Genomic DNA, 17,271 nt, shown 5'->3' with positions numbered 1-17,271 from the left:
TGGATTGGTTCGGCCAGGTTTTACACATCAAAACAAAGGGTAAGATGGTTTTCTTGCGCTGTGCGCTGATAGTGCAGATCGCGTGTCAACGTGCGAATCAGGAACCAGCCGAATCCGCCCTCGGGCAGCGTGTCGCGATGTCCCTGCGACACCGGCGGGTCATTGATCGGGATGCCGGGGCCGGGCAGGGGGGCACCGTTGTCGCGCAGATCAATGCGCAATCCCTGCGCCCCGAGCGCCATGTCGAACGTGATCTCTCCGGGCGTCCCGGCATAGGCATGCTCGACTATGTTGTTGAGCGCCTCCGCCAGAGCGATTTCCACGGTGCCGCAACGATCCGGGTGCAGCCCCGCCGTCTGCAACTCGGCGCGCATCTCGGCCAGCAGGGTGCGCACGGCCATGCTTTGCGCTACGATGTGCCTGTGAAACACTCCCGTCATATGCCTCCCTTTCCGCCCGCGGGGCGCGGGCCTTCTGCTCAGCCCGAGGCGTGGCGGATCGACGCCCCGGCAGTTTCATGGATAACGAAAACCGTGTCCATCCGCGTAAGCCGGAATACCTTGGCGACGTCGGCGGTGAGCCCGGCAAGGTCGAGCCTGCGCCCCGCGCCCATCTGTTTCATCGCGGCAACGATGGCGCCAAGCCCGCTGGAATCGACAAAGAACACGTTGGACAGATCAAGCACCACGCGATCAGGCCCCTCGGCCGTCGCTTTGCGCATCGCCTCCTTGAACTGGATGGCGGCCGCGGCGTCGATCCGTGGTCCGGGCGCGGTGACAATGCTTACCGTGTTGTGACTGGTTACCTCGAGTTTCATCCTGCCTCCGCTACGTAGTAATACAGGGCAGGCTAGACCCGATTCCTTTCCATCCGGTAAGCACGGGCCATATTTTCACGAGGAGGAGTCATGATGCGGGAAGTTGTGATCGCGGGGGCGGCGCGCACGCCCATGGGGGGCTTTCAGGGCGATTTCGACGGGGTGCCCGCGGCGGAACTGGGCGGCGCGGCGATCCGCGCGGCGTTGGCGGATGCGCGCGCGGCCACGGTGGACGAGGTGCTGATGGGCTGTGTGCTGCCTGCGGGGCAGGGGCAGGCCCCGGCGCGGCAGGCCGGATTTCTGGGCGGTCTCGGGCAGGAGGTGCCCGCCACCACGCTCAACAAGATGTGCGGGTCTGGCATGAAGGCGGCGATGATGGCCTTTGACCAGATCGCCCTGGGCCATGCGGAAACCATGATCGCGGGGGGCATGGAATCGATGTCCAATGCCCCTTACCTCTTGCCCAAGATGCGCGGCGGGGCGCGGATCGGGCATGGCGAGGTGATCGACCACATGTTTCTCGACGGGCTCGAGGATGCCTATGACAGGGGTCGCCTGATGGGCACCTTCGCCGAGGACTGCGCGGAGAAGTTCCAGTTCACGCGGCAGGCGCAGGACGACTATGCGCTCGGCTCGCTGGAAGGGGCGCTGGCGGCGGAGAAATCCGGGGCCTTCGCGGACGAGATCGCGCCGGTGACGATCCGCACGCGCAAGGGCGAGGTGACGATCAGCAAAGACGAGCAGCCCGCCAAGGCGCGCCCCGAGAAGATCCCGCAGCTCAAACCGGCCTTTCGCGAGGGGGGCACGGTGACGGCGGCCAACTCCTCCTCGATCAGCGACGGGGCGGCGGCGCTGGTGATCGCTTCGCGCGAAGCGGCGGTGGCACAGGGCCTCAATATCCGCGCGCGCATCCTTGGCCACGCGAGCCACGCGCAGGCGCCGGGCTGGTTCACCACCGCGCCGGTGCCTGCGGCACAGAAGTTGCTCAAGCGGCTTGGCTGGAGCGTTGACGATGTGGACCTCTGGGAGGTGAACGAGGCCTTTGCCGTGGTGCCCATGGCCTTCATGCATGAGATGGGGTTGCCGCGCGAGCGGGTGAACGTCAATGGCGGGGCCTGCGCGCTCGGCCATCCGATCGGGGCCTCGGGCGCGCGGATCATGGTGACGCTGCTGAACGCGCTGGAAAAGCGCGGGCTGAAACGGGGTGTCGCGGCCATCTGCATCGGCGGCGGCGAGGGCACGGCCATTGCCATCGAACGGTTCTGAGCGTCTTCTGGCCTGAAATATCCCGGGGGTGTGGGGGCTGGCCCCCACTTGGCCCTGCGTGTGGGGGCCAGCCCCCACCTCTGCCTGAACAAGGAGCGCGCCAATGCGCATTGATTACCCCGCCACCACACGCGCGATCCTGTCGCTGACCGAGGGCGAGAGTGACGAGGTCGCTCTCATGGCCACGGTGGTCTGTGAGCTGCACCATGCCGACGACCGGTTCGACTGGACCGGGTTCTATCGCGTGACCGGGCCGGAGATGCTCAGGATTGGCCCCTATCAGGGCGGGCATGGCTGCCTGAAAATCCCGTTCTCGCGCGGGGTCTGCGGGGCGGCGGCGCGCACGGGCGAGGTGCAGATCGTCGAGGACGTGGAGGCGTTCGAGGGCCATATCGCCTGCGCCGCGTCCACGCGCTCGGAGATCGTGTTGCCGGTGTGGAACGGGGCAGGGGCGCTGATTGGCGTGCTTGATATCGACAGCGACCGGCTGGCGGCCTTCAGCGAGGAGGACGCCGTAGGGCTGGCAGAGATTTTGCGATTGGTATTCGGGCGCTTGCCGGGTTGAGATCGCGCGCCTCATCCACATCGCGCAGCGTGTCGATCAGGGCTACGCGTGCCGCTCCGAGGCTGCGGATCGTGTCGGCGCGGGCGTGCGCGCTTGACCAGCGCACACCATCGAAGATCCGCGCGGGCACGGCGGCGCTGCGCCGCAGCCCGATCAGCCAGTAGCCGCCATCGGGCGCGGGGCCGATCACCGCGTCATGGTTGCCGAGGGCTGCGAAGGCGCGGGCGATATGGGCGCGGGTGATGCCGGGAATGTCGGCCCCGATGATGCAGACCGGCCCCGGTGGCAGGCTGCGCAAAAGCCGCCCCATCCGGTCGCCCAGATTGCCCGTGCCCTGCGGCACGCGGGGCAGGCGGGCGGGCCAGACGCGGCTTGTCAGCCCCTCGGCATCGGGGCTGACGGCGAGCACGAGGCGCCAGCGCGGATCGTCGATCCGGCGCAAGAGGCGCGTGACCTGATGGCGGAACCACCACGCTGCGGCGACCATGCCGATGCCGCGCCCCAGCCGCGTCTTGACGCGACCGGGGCGCGGCTCTTTCACCATCACGACAAGGGTGGTCTGCCTCATGCGAAGAAGTCGCGCAGGATGCTGGCATAGATGGCCTTCAACTGGTGGATCTGCGCCATCTCCACGCGCTCATCCACCTGATGCATGGTCTGGCCGACAAGGCCGAATTCGACCACCGGGCAGTGATCCTTGACAAACCGCGCGTCCGAGGTGCCGCCCGAGGTGGAAAGTTCTGGTGTCACGCCGGTCTCACGCTCGACCGCGCGCGCCACCAGATCCGAGAGCGGGCCGGGGGGGGTGAGGAACGATTCGCCCGAGACCTTGACGTCCATCTCGCCGGTGGTGCCGAACTCGGCACTCACGCGGTCAAGTTCGTCCTGCATCCACCGGGTGAGCGATCCGCTGTCATGGGTGTCGTTGAAGCGGATGTTGACGGTGGCGCGGCAGCGCGCGGGAATGACATTGGTGGCGGGGTTGCCGGTATCGATGGTGACGACCGCCAGCGTGGAGGGATCGAAATGCGCGGTGCCCTCGTCGAGGGTATGCGAGGCGAGCCGGTCCATCAGCCGCGCCATGGCGGGAAGCGGATTGCAGGCGCGGTGCGGATAGGCGGAATGGCCCTGCACGCCGGTGATGGTGAAAAAGGCGGTGAGCGATCCGCGCCGCCCGATCTTGATCATCTCGCCCATGCGCGCGGGGCAGGTGGGTTCGCCTACGAGGCAGGCACTCATCCGCTCGCCCTCCGCCGCCATCCAGTCGAGCAGAGCGCGGGTGCCGTCCACAGCGTCGCCCTCCTCGTCGCCGGTGATGGCGAGGATGACTGCCCCGTCGGGCGGCGTCATGGTGACGAAATCCACCGCCGCCGCGACAAAGGCGGCAACCCCGGACTTCATGTCGGTGGCGCCGCGCCCCCAGAGCATCCCGTCACGCGCCACCGCGCCGAAGGGCGGCACGGACCAGGCGGCCTCATCCCCCACCGGCACGACATCGGTATGGCCGTTGAAGCCAAAGCTTCTCGCCGCGCCCCTCTCGCCCCAGCGTGCAAAGAGATTGGCCACGCTGCCGCGATCCACGCGGGTGCACTCAAAGCCCGCCTCCGACAGCACCCCTTCGAGAATCCGCAGCGCGCCGCCCTCCTCGGGCGTGACCGAGGGACAGCGGATCAGATCGGCGGTCAGGCGAACGGGATCGAGCGGGGCATGGGGCATGGGGCGACCTTTCGGCATGTTTCCCTTCGCCTAGCGCGGATCGCGGGCAGGCGCAAATGCCGCAGGCGCCACGCGAATAAACCTTAACATGACAGGAAGGATTTGCTATCAATGCCGCGTTGACAGACCCGAGGCAGGGCACAAGCAAGAGCAGACAGGGCCGCACGATCCGGGCACCGGACACGAGGCCCGCACATGGACAGCGGTTTCGGGGCATCCGTGCCTTGCCGCCATTCGTGAGGCCGGAAACGGCCTGTTGCGGCTTTGCCTCATGTAATGAGGTGGACAGGCATGGTCGCAGGTGTGGAAATCCCGATCAACCGAAACGCAACGGCCATTCAGATGGCCGAGACGATCTTTGGCGACGGGGTGCAGGTTATCAGCGCCTCCTACACCGGCAGCCGCAATTCCTCTGGCATCTACACCAATGGCGATGCGGTCTCGCCGGGCCTGACTCCGGGCGACACGGGCATCATGCTGTCCACTGGTGATCTGCGCGATTTCACCAACAGTTCCGAACAGGCGAACCTGTCATCGAGCACATCGACCAACACGACCGGACCGGACGGTCTGTCCGATTTCAACGCCGCCGCGGGCGCGCCCACCTTCGACGCGGCCATTCTCGACGTGGATTTTATTCCGACGGGCAACGTCATGACGATGCAGTTCGTCTTTGCCTCCGAGGAATATCCCGAATACGCCGTGGGCGCGTTTCAGGATTTCTTCGGTGTGTGGATCAACGGCAGCCTTGTACCGCTTTCGGTGGGCGATGGCGATATCGACCCGAACAACATCAATGCCGGGACGAACGGCAACCTGTTCATCGACAACACCAACAGCGATTTCAATACCGAGATGGACGGGTTCACCCTTACGCTGACGCTGACCATTCCGGTCAACCCGGATGTGGTCAATTCGATCCGCATCGGTATCGCCGATGTCGCGGATTCCAATTACGATTCCACGGTGCTGATCGCCGCCAACAGCGTGCAGACCGCGCTGGTCGCGATGGATGACATGGCGACGCTGTTTCCAACCGGCTCGCGGATCATCGACGTTCTGGCCAATGACGTGAACGCCACTGGCGGAACGCTGATGATCACCCATCTGAACGGGGTGCCGGTGGTCGCGGGCGATATCGTCACGCTCAAGTCCGGGCAGCAGATCCAGCTCAATGCCGATGGCACGATCACGGTGGTGGGCGATGGCGACACCGAGCTGTTCAACTTTACTTATGGCGTCGCAAGCAGCACTGGCGCGACCGACGTGGGCATTGTCACGGTCGATTCGGTGCCCTGTTTCGTGGCCGGCACGCGCATCCGCACGCCCGAAGGCGCGGTGGCGGTGGAATGCCTGCGCCCCGGCGATCTGGTCCTGACCAAGGACGAGGGCGCGCAGCCGCTGCGCTGGATCGGCACGCGGCGGGTGCAGGCCATCGGGGATTTTGCCCCGATCGCCATCGCAGCGGGCACCTTCGGACGACATGGTGCGCTCAGGCTTTCGCCGCTGCACCGGGTGCTGATCCGCGACAGCCTTGCCGAACTTCTGTTCGGCGAGGCCGAGGTGCTGGTGGCGGCGCGCGATCTGGTCAATGACCACACGGTGCGGCGGATCGAAGGGGGCGAGGTCGAGTATGTGCACCTGCTTTTCGACCGCCATCAACTGATCTGGTCCGAGGGGCTTTTGACCGAAAGTTTTCTTCCCGGGCCGCAGGCCGCGCGCAGCTTCGAGGCCGCGATCCTGGCCGAGATCTGCGCGCTTTTCCCCGCGATCGACCCCGAGACTGGCGCGGGCTACAGCCCTGCCGCGCGGCGCACGCTGCGGCCCCATGAGGCGCGGCTTCTGGCGGGGCGGGAGGCCTGATGGGGTGGATCGCGCTTGCCACCCGGCAGGGCGGGCGGTTCGCGCCCGGTGGGTTGGGTGTGGCCGGGCAGGGGGGCGTGCCCGAACCCGAGGCACTCATGCCGCGCGGCACATTGATGATCGAGACGCGCCCCGCGATCGAGCGCCGCCCGCTGACGCTGCTGGAATTCGGGCGCTCCCATCCGTGGCAGGGCCGTTTCGCGCTGCAACTCATGCCGTCGGGCGGGATCACGCTGATCGAGGACCAAGCAGGCGACCTGCGCCATGCCACCTTGCCCTTCAGCCCCGACGACCGAAGCGAGAGCCTGCGCATCACCTATAGCTGGGACGCGCCCGCGCGCTGGGGGCGTCTCACGCTGGAGCGGCCCGATACACTTGGTTTCACGAGCGTCAGGCTGGCCCCGCCACGCCCGATGCCGCTGGCCGACCTGCACACGGTCTTTAGCGACCCGCGCCGGCGGCGGATGGACCCGCAGGTGGTCTTTGCCGCGCTCTCCGACACGGTAGAGCCGGTGGGGCCGATGCCGGGGCTTGGCGCGCAGGTGCCCGTGCGTGTGCCGGGCGGCTATGTCCATGCCGGACGGTTGCGACGCGGGGATTGCGTGTACGGGGCGGGCGGCACTTCGGTTCCGGTGCTTCAGGCGATTGTCCGCACGGTGCCTGCGGCGGGCAGTTTTGCGCCGGTGCGCCTGCGCGCGCCCTATTTCGGCCTGCGCGCAGATATTGTCGTGGCGCCCCATCAGCGGCTGGTGATCCGGGGGGCGGACGTGGATTACCTCTTTGGCTGCGAGGCGGTTCTGGTACCTGCGCGCCATCTGGTCAACGGTTTTGCCGCCGTGCCCGCCGTGCCCGCCGAGACCGGATCGCTGGTGCGATATCACGGGCTGATCCTGCCGGAACACGAAGAGATCGAGGCCGCGGGCACGACCACGGAAAGCGTCTATCTGGGCCGGATGCGGCGCAAGCCCGAAGCCGTCGCCATGAGCCTTCTGGCCGGGTTCGACCGGGCGCGCCTGCCCGAACATGCGCGCCCGGTCTGGCAGGTGCTGCGGCAGTTCGAGGCGGTCACACTGGCGATGGCCCGGGCGGCCTGAGCGTGCGCGCCCTGCCGCGAGATGGGGCAGAGACCCCGGCCCGGACCGCGAAATACAGACAAAATCGGTCGGAATCGGCTTGTTGCTACCGCCCCTGTCCATATATTACCGCGAAAGTTCGGAAAGGCCCGCCACAAGACCGAGGAGCGGGCCACCACAACAGGACAAGGGGGGGCAGGTCGTGATGGAGACCGTCGCAGGGTTCTTGCCGATCATCGCGGCGTTGCCGTTTCTGGGCGCGCTTCTGCCGGGGCTGATGATCAAGGCGGGGCGCAACACCTGTGCCGCCTTTACCGCCGCTCCTACGATCCTTGCGCTCACGCTTCTGCTGATCTGCGCGCCGGCGGTGATGCGCGGCGAGGTGCTGACCTTTGGCATCGCGTGGCTGCCCTCGCTGGGTCTCAACGTCAATTTCATGCTGGACGGGCTGGGGTTGCTCTTTGCCGGGTTGATCCTTGGCATCGGCCTGCTGATCATCCTCTATGCGCGGTTTTATCTCTCGCGCGAGGATCCGATGGGGCAGTTCTATACCTATCTGCTGCTCTTTCAGGGCGCCATGGTGGGGATTGTCCTGTCCGACAACATCCTGCTTTTGCTGGTGTTCTGGGAGCTGACCTCGCTCTCGTCCTTCCTGCTCATCGGCTATTGGAAGCATCTGCCCGAGGGTCGTCAGGGCGCGCGCATGGCGCTGACGGTCACGGGCATGGGCGGGCTTGCGATGATCGCGGGGATGCTCATTCTGGGCGACATCGCGGGCAGCTATGACCTGAGCGTGATCCTGACCCAGAAGGACGCCATTCAGGCCAGTCCCATGTATCTGCCCGCGCTCATTCTGATTCTCGCGGGATGTTTCACCAAATCGGCGCAGTTCCCGTTTCATTTCTGGCTGCCGCACGCCATGGCCGCGCCCACGCCGGTTTCGGCCTATCTTCATTCGGCCACCATGGTGAAGGCGGGGCTGTTTCTGATGGCGCGCATGTGGCCGGTGCTGGCGGGCACGCCGGAATGGTTCTGGATCGTGGCCTCGACGGGCCTCATCACCATGGTGATGGCGGCCAAGATCGCGCTGTTCAAGGATGACCTCAAGGCGCTTCTGGCCTTTTCCACGGTCAGTCATCTGGGCCTCATTACCATGCTTCTGGGCCTTGGCACCAAGGCGGCAGCAGCGGTGGCGGTGTTCCACATCATCAACCACGCCACGTTCAAGGCCGCGCTCTTCATGACTGCGGGGATCGTGGACCACGAGGCGCATACCCGCGACATCAAGCGGTTGGGGGGGCTGCGCCATCTCATGCCGATCACCTTTACCATCGCCACGGTGGCGGCGCTGTCGATGGCCGGTATTCCGCCGCTCAACGGGTTCCTGTCCAAGGAAATGATGCTGGAACAGGTGGCCCATACCCAATGGATCGGACCGGCATGGTTCATGGGCGCGGCGGTCACGCTGGGGGCGCTTTTCTCGGTCGCCTATTCGTTCCGCTACATCGCGCATGTGTTCCTTGGGCCCAAGCGGCACGATTACCCGGCCAAGCCGCATGATCCGGGTTTCGGCATGTGGGCCGCGCCCGCGCTGCTGGTGGTGCTGGTGGTGCTGATCGGCCTGATGCCGATGACCATGGTCGGCGATCTGGTGCGGGTCACGGCGGGGGCGGTGACGGGGGACGCGGCCTATGTGAACATCTATCACTGGCACGGGCTGGTGCCCGCGTTCTGGATGTCGGTGATCGCGGTTGCAGGCGGGTTTGTCCTGCTCAAGACCCACGCGCCGCTCGCCGCAATGTGGAACGCCGCGCCGCGCCCCGAGGCCAAGGTGATGTTCGACGCGGTGACGGCTGCTGCCACGCGGGGCGCCACGGCGCTGACCGACGGGCTTCACAACGGCGCGCTGACGCGCAACGCGGCGGTGTTCAGCGTGGCGGTGCTGATCGCTGGCTGGCTTGCCTGGCAGGGGGGCGGGTTGCAGCCGCCGACGCGAGAGATGATCCCGATCACGCCGGTGCCGGCGATCGGCTGGCTGCTGCTGGTGGTGGCGACAGGGCTTCTGGTGGTCTATCATCGCGAGCGGTTCACCGCGCTGGTGCTCATCGGCATCGTCGGCTTGATGGTGTCTCTCGGCTTTGTCTATTTCTCTGCACCCGATCTGGCGCTGACGCAGATTTCGGTCGAGGTGGTTACGATCATCCTGCTTCTGCTGGCGCTCAACTTTCTGCCGCGTGAAACCCCGGTCGAGAGCACAGCCGGACGCCGCACGCGCGACGCGGCCATCGCGATCGCGGGCGGCGTGGCGGTGACGTGGCTGACCTATGCCATTCTGGTGCGCGATTTCGCGGCCGAGAGCATCTCTGCCTATCACCTTGCCAATTCCTACAAGGGTGGTGGTGGCACCAATGTGGTCAACGTGATTCTTGTGGATTTCCGGGGCTTTGATACCTATGGCGAGATCATCGTGCTGGGCATTGCCGCGCTGGTGATCTTTGCGCTGACCGAGGCGGTTCTGCGCGGCCCCGGCGGGCGCTGGCTGGCCAACTGGGATCAGCCGACCCTGCCCGAGGCGGGCGACCGCCACCCGCTGATGATGGTGGTGGCGACGCGCGTGATGATGCCGATCGCGTTGATGGTGGGGGCCTATATCTTTCTGCGCGGCCATAACGAGCCGGGCGGCGGGTTCATCGCCGGTCTGATCGTGGCGATTGCGTTCCTCATGCAATACATGGCGTCAGGCTTTGCCTGGGCCGAGGCACGGCAGCGCGTGACCTATCACGCCACCATCGGCGTGGGCGTGCTGATTGCCAGCGTGACCGGCATCGGCGCCTGGCTGGCGGGGCGGCCCTTCCTGACCTCGGATTACGGCTATCTGCATTTTCCGCCCATCGAGGAATTCGAATGGGCCACGGCCATCGCCTTTGACATCGGCGTGTTCCTGACGGTCGTGGGCGCGGTGATGCTGGCGCTCAACAGCCTGTCGAGCATGGCGCGCCGCGCGGGCGAGACCGTCAACGTGGAGCCGATGGACATCGACCCCACCCGCGAGCCAGAGGAGGGCAAGTGAGATGGAACTCCTGATGGCAAGCGCGATCGGGCTGATGACGGCGGCGGGGCTTTACCTTGTGCTGCGTCTGCGGACTTTCCCGGTCATTCTTGGCCTGTCGCTGCTGACCTATGCGGTCAACCTGTTCCTCTTTGCGAGCGGGCGACTGGCGGTGAACATGCCCCCCGTCCTGCGCAAGGGGGTCGAAACCTATAGCGATCCGTTGCCGCAGGCGCTTGTGCTGACCGCGATCGTGATTTCCTTCGGCATGACAGCGGTGGTGGTGATGATGGCGCTTGGCGCCTATCTGACGGCGCGCAACGATGACGTGACGCTTCCGCCCGAGGATGACGCCACGCGGGAGGGCGAGGCATGATTGGTCACTGGATCGTCGTGCCCGTCGTTCTGCCGGCTGTGCTCGCGGCGGTGCTGACGCTGGCCATGCGGCATCATATCGGGCTTCAGCGGGTGTTTTCGGTGGCGGGCAGCGTGGCGCTTCTGGCGGTGGCGCTCGGGCTTCTGGGCCATGCCGGAACCGGCGCGATCGAGGTCTATGAACTGGGCAACTGGCCTGCGCCTTTCGGCATCGTGCTGGTGCTTGACCGGCTGTCGGCGGTGATGGTGGTGCTGACGGCGGCGCTGGCGCTGATTGTGCTGCTTTATGCCATCGGCACGGGCTGGGATGCGCGGGGGCGCAATTTCCATCCGCTGTGGCAGTTTCAGCTCATGGGGATATGCGGCGCGTTCCTGACCGGCGACGCGTTCAACCTGTTCGTGTTCTTCGAGGTTCTGCTGATCGCGTCCTATGGGCTGATGATCCATGCGGGCGGCGCGCGCCGGCTCAAGGCGGGTGTGCAGTATGTGATCTACAACCTGCTTGGCTCGACGCTGTTCCTGTTCGCGCTCGGCACGCTTTATGCGGTTACGGGCACGCTCAACATGGCCGATCTGGCCCTGCGCGCCGCCGAAATTCCTGCCGGCGACAGCGCGCTTCTGCGGGTCGGTGCGATGCTGCTGTTTCTGGTCTTTGCGATCAAGGCGGCGCTGCTGCCGCTGCATTTCTGGCTGCCCAACACCTATGCCGAGGCGCCCGCGCCGGTAGCGGCACTGTTTGCGATCATGACCAAGGTCGGCGCCTATGCGATCCTGCGCTTCTACACGCTTGTCTTTGGGCCTGACCTCGGCGTGACGGCGGCATTGATTGACCGGATCCTGATCTATGGTGCGATCCTGACACTGGTCGTGGGGATGATCGGGGTTCTCGGCGCGCGGCGTCTGGGGCGGCTGGCGGCCTTCGCCGCCATCGGCTCGATGGGGACGCTGCTTGTCGCCATCGCGGGCTTTACCGAAGCCTCCACCGCGGCTGCGGTCTATTACACGCTCCATTCGACGCTGGCGGGCGCGCTTCTGTTCCTTGTGGTCGATCTGGTGCGCGAGCGGCGCGGCGCAACAGCGGGTGCGCTGGTGCCGGGGCCGCGACTGGCACAGCACGGCATGATCACGGCGCTGTGGTTCGGGACGGCCATCGCCATCGCCGGGATGCCGCCGCTCTCGGGTTTTCTGGGCAAGCTTCTGATCCTTGACGCGACGCGCCACATGGAGGCGGTCTGGCTGATCTGGGCGGCGATCCTTGCCACCTCGCTGGTGGCCATTCTCGGGCTGGCGCAGGCGGGCAGCGTGGTGTTCTGGAAAACCACCGACAGCGCCGACAGTGCCGGGACGCCGCCCGCGCCGCAACCGGCGTTGCCGCTTGTCGCCTGTTTCACGCTTCTCGGTGGGATCGTGGCGCTTGCGGTATTCGCCGGGCCGGTGATGCGCTATCTTGAGGCGATGGCGGCGCAGCTTCATGCGCCCGCCGCCTATATCGCCGCCGTTCTGGGTCAGGGCTGAGGGAGGAACCGAGATGCTGCGCAAGATCCTGCCCCATCCTTACCTGACCCTGCTTTTGCTCGTGGTCTGGCAGATGCTGGTCAACAAGATCACGCTGGGAAACCTGGTGCTGGGGCTGATCCTGGGGATTCTCATCCCGCTTGTCACCGCACCTTACTGGCCCAACACGCCGCGGCTGCGGTCGATCCCGCGGATCGTGGAATACGTGCTGCTGGTGCTCTGGGATATCTGCGTGGCCAATGTGCAGGTGGCCTATATCATCCTGTTCAAGTCCAACGCCAACACGCGCCCCGCCTGGGTGACGATCCCGCTGGAGTTGAAAACGCCCGAGGCGATCACCGTGCTTGCGGGCACGATCACCCTGACCCCCGGCACGGTGTCGAGCGATCTGTCCGCGGACGGGCGCAGCCTTCTGGTGCATTGCCTTGACGCGCCCGACCCCGAGTCCGTGCGCGACCAGATCAAGGCCCGCTACGAGCGACGGCTGATGGAGATTTTCGAATGATCGGAGTTGCCCTCACCTTTTCCATTGCCTGTTTCGGTCTGGGGCTGTTGCTCAATATCTACCGGATCGTGAACGCGCCCACGGTGGGCGACCGCATCCTGGCGCTGGATACGATGGTGATCAACGCCATCGCGCTTCTGGCGCTGTTCGGCATCCTTGAGGGCACGGCGGTCTATTTCGAGGCGTCGATGATCATCGCCATGACCGGCTTCATCTCTACCGTGTCCTACACGCGCTACCTGTTGCGCGGCGACATCATCGAATAGGGGCGCGCCATGCTTGTCGAAATCCTCATCTCTCTCTGCCTGGTGATCAGCGGCATTTTCGGGCTGGTGGGTTCGGTCGGGCTGATCAAGCTGCCGGATGCCATGATGCGCCTGCATGCGCCGACCAAGGCGACCACGCTCGGGGTGGGGGGCGCACTGATCGCCTCGATGCTGTATTTCTATTTTGTGGTGGGGCGGTTCTCGTTTCACGAGCTGATGATCACACTGTTTCTGTTCCTCACCGCGCCCATCACCGGGCATTTCATTGCCAAGACCCATCTGCATCTCGGCCACAAGCCCGAAGATCTGCCGCCCACCGGCTCTGAGCGGCCATGGGCGAACTATGAGAGCGATGAGTCCCGCGCTGCCATCGAGACGCCCGAATCGGCGGTGAACGAGGCTGCCCGCAAAAGCGGATGAGCGGGGTTCAGCGGCGCGCGTGCAGGGGCAGGGCGTGCGTCTTTGGCCCGGTCAGCACCGCCAGCGCCTCGGGCCGCATCAGGCCGGTGATCACCGGGTCTTCGCAACTCAGGCCCCCGGTATAGGTGCCATAGGCGGGCAGGATGACCCGGTCGCCGTCAATCAGAAAGGCCGGGCGGCTGATGCTCTGGCCCCGCAATGCCAGCCGCATCTTTGGGTGGTAATGGCCTGAAACCTCACCCGATTGTCCCGGTCGCGCGATATGGCGAAAGGTCAGCGGCGGGTCGGGCAGTTCCGCCAGATGCGCGCCACCAAGGGCCACCGGGCCGGGATCATGATTGCCCTCGATCCAGACCCAACGTCGCCCGGCCTGCAGCTTGGCGATCCAGAGCCGTTCGGCCTCGGGCAGGGCGCGGGCGGCGTCGGTGTCGTCGAAACTGTCGCCCAGACAGATCACCGTGGCCGCGCCGGTGCGGCGCAGGTCGCTTTCCAGTCGGCTCAGCGTGTCGCGCGTCTCGTAGGGGGGCAGCGGCGGCTCTCCTGCGCGGGCGCGGCGCAGCGCCTTGCCCAGGTGCAGGTCAGAGACGCAAAGCAGGTTGCGCGCGTCCCAGTAGAGAGCACCCGAGGGCAGCGCGACAAGCGTCGCGCCCGAGAGGGTAAAGTCATGGCCATCCATGCGCCCTTGGTGGCCCCTCGCGGGCGGATTCGCAAGAGGGTCTCGGCCCGGACGCCGCCGCGCGATCACCTGCGCGTGGATCTTCACGTGCCGCAGATGACAACGCCGCCCGGACGTTTTCCGACATCTGCTGACGCGTGCCGCACCCGTCCCGGGAATGACCCTGAACAGGTGCAGTATGTGTTAGCCGAGCAATCTGCGGGCGATCACCTGCGCCTGAATCTCTGCGGCCCCTTCGAAGATGTTCAGGATACGCGCGTCGCACAGGATCCGGCTGATGGTGTATTCGAGCGCAAAGCCATTGCCGCCGTGGATCTGGAGCGCATTGTCGGCCGCCGCCCAGGCGACGCGAGCCCCGAGAAGCTTGGCCATGCCCGCCTCCAGATCGCAGCGCCGCCCGTGATCCTTTTCCCAGGCAGAGAAATAGGTCAGTTGCCGCGCCACCATGATCTCGACCGCCATCATCGCAAGCTTGTTGGCCACACGCGGAAACTCGATCAGGGCGCGCCCGAACTGCTTGCGGTCCTGCGCATAGCGCATCCCCACATCAAGCGCCGATTGCGCGACGCCGACGGCGCGGGCGGCCGTCTGGATGCGGGCGGATTCGAACGTCTCCATCAACTGCTTGAAGCCCTTGCCCTCTTCGCCGCCCAGAAGGTTCTCGGCCTTGACGTGGAAATTGTCGAAGGCCAGTTCGTATTCCTTCATGCCGCGATAGCCGAGAACCTCGATCTCGCCGCCGGTCATGCCGGGGGTGGGGAACGGGGCCTCATCGGTGCCGGGGGTTTTCTCGGCCAGAAACATCGACAGCCCCCGGTGATCGGTCGTGTCGGGAACGGTCCGCGCCAGCAGCGTCATCACATGGGTGCGCGCGGCATGGGTGATCCAGGTCTTGTTGCCGGTCACCTTCCAGTCGCCGCTCTCGTCCCTGACCGCGCGGGTGCGCAAGGCCCCGAGGTCAGAGCCTGTATTGGGTTCGGTGAAAACGGCGGTCGGCAGCGTCTCGCCGCTGGCCAGACGCGGCAACCACTTGGCCTTTTGCTCCTCGGTGCCGCCGCACAGGATCAGTTCGGCGGCGATTTCCGAGCGGGTGCCAAGGCTGCCCACGCCGATATAGCCGCGGCTCAACTCCTCCGAGACCACGACCATCGACGCCTTCGACAGGCCAAAACCGCCATATTCTTCTGGGATGGTCAGGCCAAAGACGCCCATTTCGGCCAGTTCCTCGATGATCTCCATCGGGATCAGTTCGTCCTTGAGGTGCCATTCATGTGCGTGGGGCTCAACCTTTTCCACCGAGAAGCGGCGGAACTGCTCGCGGATCATCTCTAACTCGTCGTCAAGTCCGGTGCGGCCCACGGTGATCTCGGCGGCGCGCTCCTGCATCAGCGCGACAAGGCGCAACCGCGCCGCTTGCGTGTTGCCGCGCGCGATCAACGTCTGAACCTCCGCCGTGCGGAACCGCCCGAGCGAGGCCTCGTCAAGGCCGAGATCCGCGAGGCGCAGCATTTCGCCCTGGTTCATGGCGATGCCGCCGGCGATCTGGGCGAGATATTCGCCAAAGGCAATCTGGTGAATCAGCTGCTCAACCTCGCCGAAATTGCCCGCTTCGGTCAGACGCGCGGCCCAGCCCTGCATCTGGCGTAGTGATTCGACATACGTTGCGAGCCAGGCGAGGCCATGGGTGGCGCTTTGTTCGGCATCCATGGCCGCGCCTGAAATGCGGCCATCTTTGGTTACGGTGGCGCGTACGGCCTCCTGTGCCTGTATCAAAAGGGTTTCCGCGGGTGCGACCGCCGCTCGGGTAAGCGCCAGAAGGTCGCCGATAAGGGTGGGCTGGGCCATCGCAATGTCCTGTCCGTCATGTGCCATGAATCGCGTCCTTTCCTGTTTCCCGCCTTCTATCTATTATGCAGATGCAGCGCAACTATTATGCCAATTATCATGGAGTTTTGTTCTAAAGTTGCGCATTGATTTTTTGCAGCGCGGCGCTTTCGGGCGTGCTAACGCTGCGCCATGGAAACGCTGTTCTTGTCCTTGCCGCTCTGGGGGGCGGTCTTTGCCGTCGCGGTGTCCCTGCTGGCGGGGGTGATCAAGGGCATGGTCGGCTTTGCCATGCCGATGGTGATGATCGCCGGACTCAGCACGATCCTGCCGCCCGATCTGGCGCTGGCGGGGCTGATCGTGCCGACGCTGCTCAGCAATCTCTGGCAGGCATTGCGGCAGGGGGTGCGGGCGGCCTTTGCGTCCTTGCTGCGGGTGCGGGTGTTCCTGATCGCGGGCGGGGTGGTGATGGCGGGGTCGGCGCAGATGGTGCCGGCGCTGCCGCCCGCGGCGATGTTCCTGCTTATCGGACCGATGGTCACGCTTTATGCGGCCGGAACGTTGATGGGGCGGGGCCTGCGGTTGGCGCGCGGCGCGGGTCGGCGCGGCGAGGCGGGCATGGGGGCGCTTGCCGGGTTCTTCGGTGGCATTTCCGGCATCTGGGGGCCGCCGACAGTGGCGATGCTGGTGGCGCGCGGCACCGAGAAACGCGAGCAGATGCGGGTGCAGGGGGTGATTTACGGCCTTGGCTCGGTGCTGCTTCTGGTGTCGCATCTGGGGTCGGGCGTGCTTCGGGCCGAGACGGTGCCGTTGTCGCTTGCGCTGGTGCTGCCGGCCCTAGCGGGAACGGCTGTCGGATTCTGGCTGCAGGACAAGCTCGATCAGGAGATGTTCCGTAAACTCACGCTTTGCGTGCTGCTTGTCGCAGGGCTGAATCTGATCCGGCGCGGCGTGCTGCTGCTGTGATCGGGTGCGTATCCGAGGCGTCCTCTTGCGACATCCGCCGCGGCACGGGCGCTTGCATAGACGCAAACGATGCGGTATCGACACGCACCACCCGAGGCGAGTTGGCGGAGTGGTGACGCAGCGGATTGCAAATCCGTGTACACCGGTTCGATTCCGGTACTCGCCTCCATAATCTTCCCGTTCGCCACTCTGCCTGACCCGACTTCGCACGGGTCTTGCGCGCTTGGTCGGGTGTTTTGCTCGGCATTGTCAAGACCGCGTTCAAGTCGATGGAAGACGCCTTTGTCAGCCTCGCGCGCACCGGCAAGATCGAGACCGCCGATCTGGTGGATTTCGCGCTGCGCCAGCTTTTCCGGCTGGCCGCCCAGGCGGCGG

General features: G+C 65.6%; 18 protein-coding genes and 1 tRNA gene. 13 read left to right on the top strand and 6 right to left on the bottom strand.

Going from position 1 to position 17,271, the window contains the following annotated elements:
• Positions 1–20 precede the first annotated feature (20 nt).
• Both KAK09_RS09715 and KAK09_RS09710 read right to left on the bottom strand, forming a co-directional pair.
• Entirely contained in the window at positions 21–401 is a 381-nt protein-coding gene (locus KAK09_RS09715) for an ATP-binding protein (protein WP_247651159.1), read from the bottom strand.
• Between the two features lie 77 nt (positions 402–478).
• Positions 479–817 carry an STAS domain-containing protein gene (locus tag KAK09_RS09710; protein ID WP_210878741.1) on the bottom strand — a complete coding sequence of 113 codons (339 nt, stop codon included), beginning with the start codon at positions 815–817 and terminating at the stop codon, positions 479–481.
• A 93-nt stretch (positions 818–910) separates the two neighbouring features.
• Here KAK09_RS09710 and KAK09_RS09705 point away from each other — a divergent pair, with 93 nt between their 5' ends.
• On the top strand, positions 911–2,083 hold the full coding sequence (locus tag KAK09_RS09705) for a thiolase family protein (protein ID WP_210878840.1): 1,173 nt from the start codon (positions 911–913) through the stop codon (positions 2,081–2,083).
• 103 nt (positions 2,084–2,186) lie between these two features.
• Positions 2,187–2,648, top strand: coding sequence for a GAF domain-containing protein (locus KAK09_RS09700; protein ID WP_210878740.1), 462 nt, complete (start codon positions 2,187–2,189; stop codon positions 2,646–2,648).
• Here the strand turns inward: KAK09_RS09700 and KAK09_RS09695 are convergent.
• Together KAK09_RS09695 and dapE are read right to left on the bottom strand one after the other, a co-directional pair.
• A complete protein-coding gene (locus KAK09_RS09695) occupies positions 2,581–3,216 on the bottom strand; it encodes a TIGR04282 family arsenosugar biosynthesis glycosyltransferase (RefSeq protein WP_210878739.1) in 636 nt (211 codons plus the stop codon). The two genes, KAK09_RS09700 and KAK09_RS09695, sit on opposite strands and share 68 nt — an antisense overlap.
• Positions 3,213–4,364 carry a succinyl-diaminopimelate desuccinylase gene (gene dapE, locus KAK09_RS09690; RefSeq protein ID WP_210878738.1) on the bottom strand — a complete coding sequence of 384 codons (1,152 nt, stop codon included), beginning with the start codon at positions 4,362–4,364 and terminating at the stop codon, positions 3,213–3,215. The genes KAK09_RS09695 and dapE overlap by 4 nt, the downstream gene beginning before the upstream one ends.
• Before the next feature lie 291 nt (positions 4,365–4,655).
• Here dapE and KAK09_RS09685 point away from each other — a divergent pair, with 291 nt between their 5' ends.
• From KAK09_RS09685 to KAK09_RS09650, 8 genes are all read left to right on the top strand, one after another.
• Positions 4,656–6,227, top strand: coding sequence for a Hint domain-containing protein (locus tag KAK09_RS09685; protein ID WP_210878737.1), 1,572 nt, complete (start codon positions 4,656–4,658; stop codon positions 6,225–6,227).
• Positions 6,227–7,321 (top strand): Hint domain-containing protein, encoded by a 1,095-nt coding sequence (locus KAK09_RS09680; RefSeq protein ID WP_210878736.1) that lies wholly within the window; start codon positions 6,227–6,229, stop codon positions 7,319–7,321. The genes KAK09_RS09685 and KAK09_RS09680 overlap by 1 nt, the downstream gene beginning before the upstream one ends.
• Positions 7,322–7,505: 184 nt before the next feature.
• Positions 7,506–10,370, top strand: coding sequence for a monovalent cation/H+ antiporter subunit A (locus tag KAK09_RS09675; RefSeq protein ID WP_210878839.1), 2,865 nt, complete (start codon positions 7,506–7,508; stop codon positions 10,368–10,370).
• A 1-nt stretch (position 10,371) separates the two neighbouring features.
• Positions 10,372–10,725 (top strand): Na+/H+ antiporter subunit C, encoded by a 354-nt coding sequence (locus KAK09_RS09670; protein ID WP_210878735.1) that lies wholly within the window; start codon positions 10,372–10,374, stop codon positions 10,723–10,725.
• Positions 10,725–12,239 carry a monovalent cation/H+ antiporter subunit D gene (locus KAK09_RS09665; RefSeq protein WP_210878838.1) on the top strand — a complete coding sequence of 505 codons (1,515 nt, stop codon included), beginning with the start codon at positions 10,725–10,727 and terminating at the stop codon, positions 12,237–12,239. The genes KAK09_RS09670 and KAK09_RS09665 overlap by 1 nt, the downstream gene beginning before the upstream one ends.
• 13 nt (positions 12,240–12,252) lie before the next feature.
• The gene (locus KAK09_RS09660; protein ID WP_210878734.1) at positions 12,253–12,744 is read left to right on the top strand and encodes a Na+/H+ antiporter subunit E; all 492 of its coding nucleotides are present in this window, start codon (positions 12,253–12,255) and stop codon (positions 12,742–12,744) included.
• Positions 12,741–13,010 (top strand): K+/H+ antiporter subunit F, encoded by a 270-nt coding sequence (locus tag KAK09_RS09655; protein WP_210878733.1) that lies wholly within the window; start codon positions 12,741–12,743, stop codon positions 13,008–13,010. Before KAK09_RS09660 ends, KAK09_RS09655 begins: the two co-directional genes overlap by 4 nt.
• A 9-nt stretch (positions 13,011–13,019) precedes the next feature.
• Positions 13,020–13,430, top strand: a complete 411-nt coding sequence (locus KAK09_RS09650) for a Na+/H+ antiporter subunit G (protein ID WP_210878732.1) — start codon at positions 13,020–13,022, stop codon at positions 13,428–13,430.
• A gap of 7 nt (positions 13,431–13,437) precedes the next feature.
• On the opposite strand, the gene pdeM is transcribed toward KAK09_RS09650, so the two are convergent.
• Positions 13,438–14,106 (bottom strand): ligase-associated DNA damage response endonuclease PdeM, encoded by a 669-nt coding sequence (gene pdeM, locus KAK09_RS09645; RefSeq protein ID WP_210878731.1) that lies wholly within the window; start codon positions 14,104–14,106, stop codon positions 13,438–13,440.
• A 183-nt stretch (positions 14,107–14,289) separates the two neighbouring features.
• On the bottom strand, positions 14,290–15,978 hold the full coding sequence (locus KAK09_RS09640) for an acyl-CoA dehydrogenase family protein (protein ID WP_210878730.1): 1,689 nt from the start codon (positions 15,976–15,978) through the stop codon (positions 14,290–14,292).
• 144 nt (positions 15,979–16,122) lie between these two features.
• On the opposite strand from KAK09_RS09640, the gene KAK09_RS09635 reads away from it, so the two are divergent.
• The 3 genes from KAK09_RS09635 to KAK09_RS19105 all read left to right on the top strand — a co-directional run.
• A complete protein-coding gene (locus KAK09_RS09635) occupies positions 16,123–16,896 on the top strand; it encodes a sulfite exporter TauE/SafE family protein (protein ID WP_210878729.1) in 774 nt (257 codons plus the stop codon).
• Positions 16,897–16,991: 95 nt separating this feature from the next.
• Positions 16,992–17,065: transfer RNA gene (locus tag KAK09_RS09630), tRNA-Cys, on the top strand.
• A gap of 46 nt (positions 17,066–17,111) precedes the next feature.
• The coding region (locus KAK09_RS19105) for a phage tail tape measure C-terminal domain-containing protein (protein WP_418895524.1) at positions 17,112–17,271 on the top strand (160 nt) is incomplete at its 3' end.

This window comes from Roseovarius autotrophicus (assembly GCF_018069895.1).
Taxonomy (GTDB): Bacteria; Pseudomonadota; Alphaproteobacteria; order Rhodobacterales; family Rhodobacteraceae; genus Roseovarius; species Roseovarius autotrophicus.
Note: the sequence above shows the minus strand (reverse complement) of the source record. Positions and strands in the feature narration are given on the sequence as shown.